Source organism: Kitasatospora sp. NPDC048662 (assembly GCF_055587065.1).
The window spans coordinates 1,113,447-1,122,008 of record NZ_JBVJHA010000001.1 but is presented as its reverse complement, the minus strand read 5'-3'; the positions used below and the strand labels follow the sequence as shown (position 1 = coordinate 1,122,008).

Below are 8,562 nucleotides of genomic sequence, written 5' to 3'. Positions count from 1 at the left end.
CGAACGAACGGCCGCCGCGCTCCTCACGGTTGAAGCCGCCACGCTCACGGTCACCGAACGAACGGCCACCACGGTCGTCACGGTTGAAGCCACGGTCACGGTCACCGAACGAACGGCCGCCGCGCTCCTCACGGTTGAAGCCGCCACGCTCACGGTCACCGAACGAACGGCCACCACGGTCGTCACGGTTGAAGCCACGGCCGCCACGGTCCTCGCGGTCGCGGTTGTAGGCGGGGCGCTCGTTGCGGGCCTCGCGGTAGGACGGGGTGCGCTCCTCGGCCGCCGGCTCGGCCGCGGCGGCCGGCTGCTCGGCGGTCTCGGTGCCGGCCTCGGCGGTCGCCTCGTCCGTCTCGACCTCGTCCTCGATGCCCAGCTCGGCGCGCTCGCGGGCGGCGCGGGCGGCCAGACGGTCGGCCTCCTCGCGCAGCTCGGTGGCGCGGCGCTGGGCGCGCTCCAGCTCACGGGTGAGCTCGGCGACCTCGCGCTCGGCGGCGCCGGCGATGCCGGACGCGCTCTCGGCCTGCACCTCGACCAGCGAGCGGGCGCCGGTGATCCGGGCCACCTCGGCGTCGAAGGCGTGGTCGAGGATGTGGCGCGAGGCGTCCACGCCCGCGTCCTCCATCAGGCGGAACACGCCGCGGCGCTGGTGCGGCAGCACCAGGGTGACGACGGTGCCGGAGCGGCCGGCCCGGGCGGTGCGGCCGGAGCGGTGCAGGTAGTCCTTGTGGTCGCCCGCCGGGTCGACGTTCAGCACCAGGTCGATGCCGTCGACGTGGATGCCGCGGGCGGCGACGTCGGTGGCGACGACCACGTTGAGGTAGCCGTCCTTGAAGTCACCGAGGACGCGGGTACGGGCGCCCTGGGTCATGCCGCCGTGCAGCGCGTCGGCCTTCACGCCGGCCTCCAGCAGCTGCTGGGCGACCCGGTCCGCGCCCATCTGGGTGCGGACGAAGATGATGGTGCGGCCCTTGCGGGCGGCGATCGCGTTGGTGATCGGCGCCTTGTCCTTGGGCTTCACGACCAGGATGTGGTGGGTCATGGTGGTCACCGCGCCGGCCGACGGGTCGACCTCGTGGGTGACCGGGCTCTTCAGGTAGCGCTTGACCAGGGTGTCGATCTCGTTCTCCAGGGTGGCGGAGAACAGCAGGCGCTGGCCGCCGGCCGGCACCAGGTCGAGGATCTCGGTGACCTCGGGCAGGAAGCCCATGTCGGCCATCTGGTCGGCCTCGTCGAGGACGGCGATCTCGACCTCGTCCATCTTCGCGGAGCCGCGGTTGATCAGGTCGCGCAGGCGGCCGGGGGTGGCGACCAGCACGTCCACGCCGCGCTCCAGGGCGTAGATCTGGTTGGACATCGAGGTGCCGCCGCAGACCACCTTCAGGCGCAGGCCGAGCACCGAGCCGAACGGCTCCAGCGCGTCGGCGACCTGCATGGCCAGCTCGCGGGTCGGGACCAGGATCAGACCGCGCGGGTGCTTGGCCTTGGTGCGCTCGCCGCCCGCCAGGCGGGTCAGCAGCGGCAGGCCGAAGCTCAGGGTCTTGCCGGAGCCGGTGCGGCCACGGCCGAGGACGTCCTTGCCGGCCAGCGCGTCCGGGATGGTCGCGGCCTGGATCGGGAACGGGGTGGTGACGCCGCGCTTGGCGAGCGCCCGGACGACCTCGTCGTGCAGGCCCAGGTCACCGAAGGTGATGGTCGGCTCGGCGTCGGCGGTGTCGGCCTCCGCGGCGTCGCCGGCGTCGGTCAGCTCGGCGAGCTCCGCGTCCAGCGTGTCGGTGTCGAGAGAGTCGGTGTCGGCGGCGTCGGAGCCGTTCGCGGGCATGGCGAAGCGGGCGTCGTCAACGAGAGACATGCAAAACCTTCCGGAAGTGGCACGCGCCAAAGTCCGGGGGTCTGTTGGAAATACCGCCTCTATGCGGTCAGCCACGGATCGCCGGAACGCGCCAAGGGCGCTCAAAGGTGTAAGGAGCGCCAGCCAAATAGGATCAAACGAACGATCTACCACCATAGGGGAGCCTACGGATCAGAGGCAAATCCCCTGGCCAACGCCCTGAAGCAAGGCCCCGCCGCCGCTTCCGGCACCGGCTGCGGAGCACCGACTGCGAAGCACCCGCCGCGGAGCAGCCGCCGCGGTCAGTGCCCGGACGGTGACTCGCTGGGCTCCACGGGCGTCCCGCTGGGCGTCGGCGAGGGCTTCGCCGAGTGCGAGGGCTCCGGCGCACTGGGCTGCGGCGGGGTCGGCGAGGACGCGCTGCCGCCACCGGTCGGGGTCGGCGGGGGCGTTCCCGGCCCGGCGGGCGTGCCGCTCGGCCCGGGAGTGCCGGCGTTCGTTCCCGGCACCGGCACCGGAGCGCCCTGCAGCCCGACGGCGGGCGGCGTCGGGCCCGGCACGTGCCCGCCCGGGGACGGCACCGCGCCGGGTGACGCGCCGTCAACACTCGGCGCGCCGCCGCGCTCCCCGTGCTGCCCGCCCTGGTGGCCGCCGGTACCGACCCCGGCCTTGAGCGTGGTCGCCGTCCCCGCGCCGGTCGGCTTCACCCGGTCCGGCCCGGCGGGCGGCTGCGCACCCACCGACATGCAGCCGCTCAGTCCGAACGCGGCGATCGCCGCCATCGCCGCCCCCGCCGTCACCCGTCGCCGCGCCGACCCAACCGCCATCACCGAGCCACCTCCCGCACGGCCCGCCCGGGCCGCCCATTCGTTCTCGGGTGCCCAACGCGCGTCCGCCCCGCCGGGACACGGGCAACCGCCGAGCATCAGCCGCACGCCGCCCCCGCGGGCGCACCGCACGGATCATCTGGCGTCGCGTCAACGGACCTCCGACAATGGACGGGTGGAGATGACCAGGGACGAGTTCGAGGCGCTGGTGTCCGACGCGCTGGACCAGATTCCGCCGCAGCTGGCCGCGATGATGGACAACGTGGCGGTCTTCGTCGAGGACGAACCCGATCCCGCCACCCCCGAACTGCTCGGCCTCTACGAGGGCATCCCGCTCACCGAACGCGGCGAGTGGTACGCCGGCGTCCTCCCCGACCGGATCCTGATCTACATGGGCCCGACCCTCCGCCACTGCGACTCCCGGGAGCAGGCCGTCGAGGAGGTCCGCATCACCGTCATCCACGAAGTCGCCCACCACTTCGGCTTCGACGACGACGAACTCCACGGACTCGGCTGGTCCTGAACCCCCGCCACGCCCGCCCCCGAAATCCGTTTTGGCGTTCCCGCCCGGCATCCCATATGCTTCTCGACGTCCCCGAACGCCGGACAAACCGGCCGGAAGGGCCGCAAGCCCTCATCGTCTAGTGGCCCAGGACGCCGCCCTTTCAAGGCGGTAGCACGGGTTCGAATCCCGTTGGGGGTACGCAGTACCGTAGTAAGGTCCTGTGCGGAGCAATCCGCATGAGGTCCCGTGGAGCAGTTGGTTAGCTCGCCACCCTGTCAAGGTGGAGGTCGCGGGTTCAAGTCCCGTCGGGATCGCTCGTCTCGCAAGAGACGGTGCAGTACGGCCAGGTAGCTCAGTTGGTACGAGCGTCCGCCTGAAAAGCGGAAGGTCGCCGGTTCGACCCCGGCCCTGGCCACATCGCCTGACCAGGCACGATGCCCTCGAAGCAGCTCGCTTCGGGGGCATTTTCGCGTCCACTGACGCCAACGCCAACGGCCCCGAACCGCGGCGCGCCACCCGGTCAGCGCCGACAGTGGGTCGTCCGCGAGAGTCTGTCGAGCGACGTGTCGATGGCCGACATCCTCGCCGTGCAGCGGGAGGCCCGGGGCGAACGGCCCGTCGGCAAGTCCTGCGCGAGCCGGATCTCGCATCCGCTGCGCCGTCGAAGTGATCAACTGACGGCCCGCGAGGCCGCAGGGCAGCCTTTCTGACACGCCTTCGAACGCCCGGCCCGCCGGCCGACGGCCCTGGCGGGGGGTCAGGTGTCCGTGGGGATCGGGAGGGAGCCGGTCAGGGCCTGGCGGGCGAATTCGACGACGTGGGCGCGGAGGTCGGGTTGGGTGGTGCCGAGGACGAGGCGAGTCATCTGGGGGACGGCGGTGGGCCAGGCGGCGAGGCCGATCAGGCTCAGTAGGCAGGCGGCGACCTGCGGGGACGCCTCGGTGCCGAAGGTCGCGGCGAGGGCGGCGACCTTCTGTTCGTAGTGGGTGGCGCGCCGGGCCTCGTTGGGCAGGGCGGCGTCGCGATAGTGCAGGCCCTCCCAGAGGCAGAGCCGGATCAGGACGGGGTTGGCCCGGTGGAAGTCGTAGACCCGTCCCACGTATTCGGCGGGGTCGTCGCCGGGCTGCAGCGGGACGGCTTCGGTGAGTTCGTCCAGGGCCGCGGCGACGACCTGGTCGAAGAGCTTCTGCTTGCTGCCGAAGCAGCCGTAGATGCGTTCCTTGTTCACGCCGGCCAGCTCCGCGATCCGGTCCACGCGGCCGCCCGCGATGCCGTGCGCGGCGAACTCTTCCCTGGCGGCGGCGAGCAGCCGTTGCTTGGTGGACGTCGGTTCCTGGGTCATGCGCTCAGCGTAGGGCGGCAGGGGACGGCATGCCAACCAACTGGATGGTTGACGCCAACCAGTTGGTTGGCTACCGTCACGGTACGCGCCCGCGCCCCGAGGAGACCGTCATGGCCGAGACCGCCGCCACCGCCGCAACCGCCGCCGTCACCACCCACCCCGCCCCGTCGGTGCACGTCCGTGCCCTGATCACCTGGCTCGCCGTCTTCCCGTCGATCACGACCGCCCAGATGCTGCTCGGGCCGTCGCTGGACGGCCTGCCGGTGCCCTTGCGGGTGCTGGTCATCACCGGCGTGGTGGTTCCCGCCGTGGTGTACCTGTTCGTCCCGGCGCTGCTGAAGGCCCGGGTGGCGCTGCTGCGGCGGCGCACCCGGTGATCAACGCCGCAGCGCCTTGCGGGTGTTGCGGACCCGGCGGTGCGCGCGCTGGACGCCGGACAGGGCGTGCAGGCGGCCCGCCACGGTGAGGCGGTACTTGAGGCGCAGGACGGGCGGGAGTGCGGCGAGGTGTTCGGGGCCGATGGCGCTGAGCAGCCGGGTGACGTGCCGGTGGTAGGCGTGCCGGTAGTCGCGGTCGCCGTCGGGGACGGTCCAGAAGAACATCGGGATCTCCTCGACCAGGGTGTTGTGGTCGTAGGCCCGCAGGTGTGCGCGGAAGGCGGGTTCGGGGCGGTCCAGCAGCCAGCCGCGGACGAGTTCGATGGAGCGCACCCGGTCGGCCAGGCCGCGCGGGTCGGTGCGGCGCTGGGTGATGGAGCGGTCGCCGTCCTCGCGGATCCGCCAGTGGTAGACGGGCTCGGACAGCACGTCGACGCTCTTCGCCAGGAAGTGGTGCGGGACGCTGACGGGGGCGTCCTCGTACAGCATGCCCTCGGGGTACTGGAGGCCGGCCGCGGTGAAGAAGGAGCGGCGGTAGACCTTGTTCCAGGCGGTGCGGTCGGTGACCAGGGCGGGCAGCTGGCCGATGTGGGTGCGCAGCCGGGTCTCGGCGAACGGGCGGCGGTGCGCGTGCGAGGGTTCGAGTCCGGTGCCGCGCAGCCGCAGCGCGTTGCCGGCGGCGAAGTCGGAGCCGGTCTCGTCCAGGGTGCTGATCATCAGCCGGTAGGCGTGCGGGGGCAGGGTGTCGTCGCTGTCGGCGAAGGCCAGGTACTCGGTGCCGGGGGTGAGGTGGCGCACGCCGGTGTTGCGGGCGGCGCCGAGGCCCAGGTTGGGTTGGCGGAGCAGCCGGAAGCGCGGGTCGCGGGCGGTGTACTGCTCGGCGAGGGCGGTGCTGGTGTCGGTGGAGCCGTCGTCCACCAGGACGCATTCGAAGTCGGTGAAGCTCTGGGCGGCGATCGAGTCCAGGCAGTCGACGAGGTACCGCTCGACGTTGTACACCGGGACGACGACGGAGAGTCGGGGGACCATCGGCAGCGCGGCCTTTCGGGCGGGGCGCGCCCGAGTGGTGCTGGCGGACGGGCGCCGGGCGAGGACGCGGGGAGCGTATCGGCGCGGAACTGCCGTGACGGAAACGGGAGATGACGTGAAGGAGGCGGAGCGGCGAGCCCCGGCCCGCGGGGCGTGCGCGCGAGGGCGCACGGCAACCCGCCGAACGAGCGCCGCTGCCCACCCCCGTGGGGCAACGGCGCCCGAGCATCAGAATGCCGATCCTGCCGATCCGCCCACACCGTGTCAACTATCGTGGATTCAAGAGTGACGAACCAACGCCCACGGTGGCCTGTCCGCACGGTTTCGGCACCAATCCCCCAACGATCGTTCAGAACGGTGTTATCGATGGGATACGCCCGGGGGTAAAGACCCTCTATGATCCGGCACATGCCCACGGACTCCTCCCGCGCCGAAGCACCGGACTTCGCCAGCCGCTTCCGGCGTCTGATAGCGGTGATCTACCCCAAGGACCTCGGCCGGCCCTGGCGGGACTCCGAAATCGCCGAAGGCACCGGGCTGAGCGGCACGTACATCGGCAACCTGCGCAAGGGCACCCAGAAGCCGAGCCTGGAGAACGCCGTCCGGATCGCCAAGTTCTTCGGCGTCCCGCTGGACTACTTCTCCGACTCGGAGACCGCCAGCGCGGTCGAGCGCGACCTGCGCAGGATCGAGGCGCTGCGCGACGCCCGGGTGGAGCGGATCGCCATGCGGGCGGCCGGCCTGCCGCCGGAGATGCAGGACGCCGCACTCACTATTGTGGAGCAGTTGCGGCGGGCCGTCGGCCTGCCGACCGGCCAGTCGGACGAGGCCGGACCAGTCACGTGACGGAGCGTCAGCAGGTGCCGCTGGGACACTGGCGGCTCCCGGAGGGGGTCGACGTGCGGGGTGTGGGGAGCGGTCTCGGGCGGACCCGCCGCCGGATGCGGGCGGTCGCGCGCGAACTGCGCCTGCCGCCGCTGAGCACCGTGGAGGAGCTGTGCGGAGCGGTCTCCGCCCACCTGGACCGGCCGATCCGGATCGCGCCGCGCCGGATGCAGGTCGGCGAGCCGTCCGGCTTCGTGGAGCGGCTGTCCGCCGAGGACGTGATCCACGTCGAGCAGGAGACCTCCGGGCTGCACCGCGCGCACATCGTCTGCCACGAGCTGGCGCACCTGCTGTGCGGGCACCTGAGCGAGCCGCCGTCGCCGGACGAGGACCCGTCGCTGGTCGAACTGCCCACCATCGACCCGGAGATGCTCCGGCTGGTGCTCGGCCGCTCGCACTACGACGACGCCGCCGAGGAGGAGGCGGAGGTGCTCGGCGCCGAGCTGATGCGCGCCCTGGTGCTCGCCCCGGGGGCCGGCACCACCTCGCAGCTCGCCCCCGCGCTGGAGCACCGCAAGGGACAGCATGTCTGAACTGCCCTACAACCTGGTCTACTTGGGCATCGGCGCGGCCGCCTGGGTGGTGGCCGGGCTGAAGCTGCGGGCCTGGCGGCGCGAACCGTCCTTCGGCCTGCTGGTGGTCGCCCTGGCGATCGCCTCGCCGGCCACCGCCTTCCTGCTGGCCTCCCCGCTGCTGTACCGGGCGATCGGGCACCTCACCGGCGTCGGCAACCTGGCCACCCTGCTGGTCTACCTGGGCATCGTCGGCTTCTCCGCCGGCGCGGTGGTCCTGGCGCTGGTCTGGGCGCCGCCCGAGCAGCGCTCCGGCACCGAGGTGTGGGCGCCGCTGGACGACCGGCTGCGCCGCCGGGTGCGCCGCCGCACCGCCGTGTTCGCCGCGCTGGTGCCCGTGCTGGTGGCACTCTTCCTGATCGGCGGCCCGTACCGGCCCGAGACGCCGCTCACCTTCGACACCACCTTCGCCCCGCGCACCGCCACCGCCCTGTTCCTGGCGATCTACCAGGGCCTGTACGCCTTCGCGCTGATCGACATCGGCCGGGTCTGCCTCGGCCACGCCGCCCGGCTCCCCGCCGGCTGGCTGCGCCGCGGCATCCGGCTGCTGGCCGCCGGCGCGCTCACCGCCTGCGGCTACGTGGTGTGCAAGCTCGCCGCGATCGCTCTCGCGTACGCCGGCGTCAATGACGTCGACTGGCTGAGCACCGCGCTCGGCCCGCTCTTCGCCACGCTCGGCGCGGTCGGCATCACCCTCGGCTTCGCCGGCCCGGCCGGCGCCGCCTGGACCCGCCGCCGGGCCGACTTCCGGGCGCTGCGCCCACTGTGGGACCTGGTCTACCGGGCCGACCGCCGGCTCGCCCTGGAGGGCCCGCCGTCGCCCGCCTGGCGCGAACGCGCCGCCCTGCGCGACCTGGAGTGGCGCACCACCCGGCGCGGCCTGGAGATCCGCGACGGCCAGCTGACGCTGCGCCCGTGGATCGACCCGGCGGCGGTCCGGGGTGCCGAACGGTCCGCCGCCGAAGCCGCGCTCGGCCCCGAGGAGCGGGACGCGCTGGTGGTCGCCGCCGCACTGCGCTCCGCGGTCGGCGCGCTGGCCGCCGGGACGGTGCCGCGCCCGCGCGAGGAGCAGCCGGTGCTGCCCGGCCTGGACGCCGACCCCGCCGAGGAGCGCGCCCACCTGGTGCTGGTCGCCTCCTTCCTGCAATCCCCGCTGCTGGAGCGGGCATTGGCCGACCGCTCATGACCGCCGGGCAC

Annotated in this window: 10 protein-coding genes and 3 tRNA genes; 9 read left to right on the top strand and 4 right to left on the bottom strand. The window is 72.9% G+C overall.

The features are described from left to right. Both ACZ6R9_RS05415 and ACZ6R9_RS05410 read right to left on the bottom strand, forming a co-directional pair. Positions 1-1,849: DEAD/DEAH box helicase (locus tag ACZ6R9_RS05415; protein ID WP_465536648.1), on the bottom strand; the 1,849-nt coding region annotated here is incomplete at its 3' end. A gap of 281 nt (positions 1,850-2,130) precedes the next feature. Continuing rightward, positions 2,131-2,655: a hypothetical protein gene (locus ACZ6R9_RS05410; RefSeq protein WP_380479943.1), complete on the bottom strand. Its 525-nt coding sequence runs from the start codon at positions 2,653-2,655 to the stop codon at positions 2,131-2,133. A gap of 181 nt (positions 2,656-2,836) precedes the next feature. On the opposite strand from ACZ6R9_RS05410, the gene ACZ6R9_RS05405 reads away from it, so the two are divergent. From ACZ6R9_RS05405 to ACZ6R9_RS05385, 5 genes are all read left to right on the top strand, one after another. Then, positions 2,837-3,178 (top strand): metallopeptidase family protein, encoded by a 342-nt coding sequence (locus ACZ6R9_RS05405; protein WP_380480396.1) that lies wholly within the window; start codon positions 2,837-2,839, stop codon positions 3,176-3,178. 107 nt (positions 3,179-3,285) lie between these two features. After that, positions 3,286-3,358: transfer RNA gene (locus tag ACZ6R9_RS05400), tRNA-Glu, on the top strand. A gap of 42 nt (positions 3,359-3,400) precedes the next feature. Then, positions 3,401-3,474: transfer RNA gene (locus ACZ6R9_RS05395), tRNA-Asp, on the top strand. Positions 3,475-3,501: 27 nt separating this feature from the next. Next, a tRNA-Phe gene (locus ACZ6R9_RS05390) sits at positions 3,502-3,575 on the top strand. Between the two features lie 154 nt (positions 3,576-3,729). Then, positions 3,730-3,870, top strand: a complete 141-nt coding sequence (locus ACZ6R9_RS05385; RefSeq protein WP_380479945.1) for a hypothetical protein — start codon at positions 3,730-3,732, stop codon at positions 3,868-3,870. A gap of 47 nt (positions 3,871-3,917) precedes the next feature. Here the strand turns inward: ACZ6R9_RS05385 and ACZ6R9_RS05380 are convergent, their stop codons facing one another. Then, positions 3,918-4,502, bottom strand: coding sequence for a TetR/AcrR family transcriptional regulator (locus tag ACZ6R9_RS05380; RefSeq protein WP_380479947.1), 585 nt, complete (start codon positions 4,500-4,502; stop codon positions 3,918-3,920). A gap of 110 nt (positions 4,503-4,612) precedes the next feature. Between ACZ6R9_RS05380 and ACZ6R9_RS05375 the strand changes: the two genes are divergently transcribed. Further along, positions 4,613-4,879, top strand: coding sequence for a hypothetical protein (locus ACZ6R9_RS05375; protein WP_465536646.1), 267 nt, complete (start codon positions 4,613-4,615; stop codon positions 4,877-4,879). Here ACZ6R9_RS05375 and ACZ6R9_RS05370 read toward each other — a convergent pair whose 3' ends face one another. After that, positions 4,880-5,908 (bottom strand): glycosyltransferase family 2 protein, encoded by a 1,029-nt coding sequence (locus tag ACZ6R9_RS05370; protein WP_380479951.1) that lies wholly within the window; start codon positions 5,906-5,908, stop codon positions 4,880-4,882. 408 nt (positions 5,909-6,316) lie between these two features. Between ACZ6R9_RS05370 and ACZ6R9_RS05365 the strand changes: the two genes are divergently transcribed. From ACZ6R9_RS05365 to ACZ6R9_RS05355, 3 genes are read left to right on the top strand one after another with little or no spacing between them, the layout of a single operon-like run. After that, positions 6,317-6,754, top strand: coding sequence for a helix-turn-helix domain-containing protein (locus ACZ6R9_RS05365; RefSeq protein ID WP_380479953.1), 438 nt, complete (start codon positions 6,317-6,319; stop codon positions 6,752-6,754). Then, the gene (locus ACZ6R9_RS05360; RefSeq protein WP_380479955.1) at positions 6,751-7,326 is read left to right on the top strand and encodes a hypothetical protein; all 576 of its coding nucleotides are present in this window, start codon (positions 6,751-6,753) and stop codon (positions 7,324-7,326) included. Before ACZ6R9_RS05365 ends, ACZ6R9_RS05360 begins: the two co-directional genes overlap by 4 nt. After that, entirely contained in the window at positions 7,319-8,551 is a 1,233-nt protein-coding gene (locus ACZ6R9_RS05355) for an MAB_1171c family putative transporter (protein WP_380479957.1), read from the top strand. The genes ACZ6R9_RS05360 and ACZ6R9_RS05355 overlap by 8 nt, the downstream gene beginning before the upstream one ends. Positions 8,552-8,562 lie beyond the last annotated feature (11 nt).

What these genes read in the sequence shown, in the direction of transcription:
- ACZ6R9_RS05405 (WP_380480396.1), top strand. Translation starts at nt 2,837, where the DNA reads ATGACCAGGGACGAGTTCGAGGCGCTGGTGTCCGACGCGCTGGACCAG.
- ACZ6R9_RS05370 (WP_380479951.1), bottom strand. Translation starts at nt 5,908, where the DNA reads ATGGTCCCCCGACTCTCCGTCGTCGTCCCGGTGTACAACGTCGAGCGG.
- ACZ6R9_RS05410 (WP_380479943.1), bottom strand. Translation starts at nt 2,655, where the DNA reads ATGGCGGTTGGGTCGGCGCGGCGACGGGTGACGGCGGGGGCGGCGATG.
- ACZ6R9_RS05365 (WP_380479953.1), top strand. Translation starts at nt 6,317, where the DNA reads ATGCCCACGGACTCCTCCCGCGCCGAAGCACCGGACTTCGCCAGCCGC.
- ACZ6R9_RS05385 (WP_380479945.1), top strand. Translation starts at nt 3,730, where the DNA reads ATGGCCGACATCCTCGCCGTGCAGCGGGAGGCCCGGGGCGAACGGCCC.
- ACZ6R9_RS05380 (WP_380479947.1), bottom strand. Translation starts at nt 4,502, where the DNA reads ATGACCCAGGAACCGACGTCCACCAAGCAACGGCTGCTCGCCGCCGCC.
- ACZ6R9_RS05375 (WP_465536646.1), top strand. Translation starts at nt 4,613, where the DNA reads ATGGCCGAGACCGCCGCCACCGCCGCAACCGCCGCCGTCACCACCCAC.
- ACZ6R9_RS05355 (WP_380479957.1), top strand. Translation starts at nt 7,319, where the DNA reads ATGTCTGAACTGCCCTACAACCTGGTCTACTTGGGCATCGGCGCGGCC.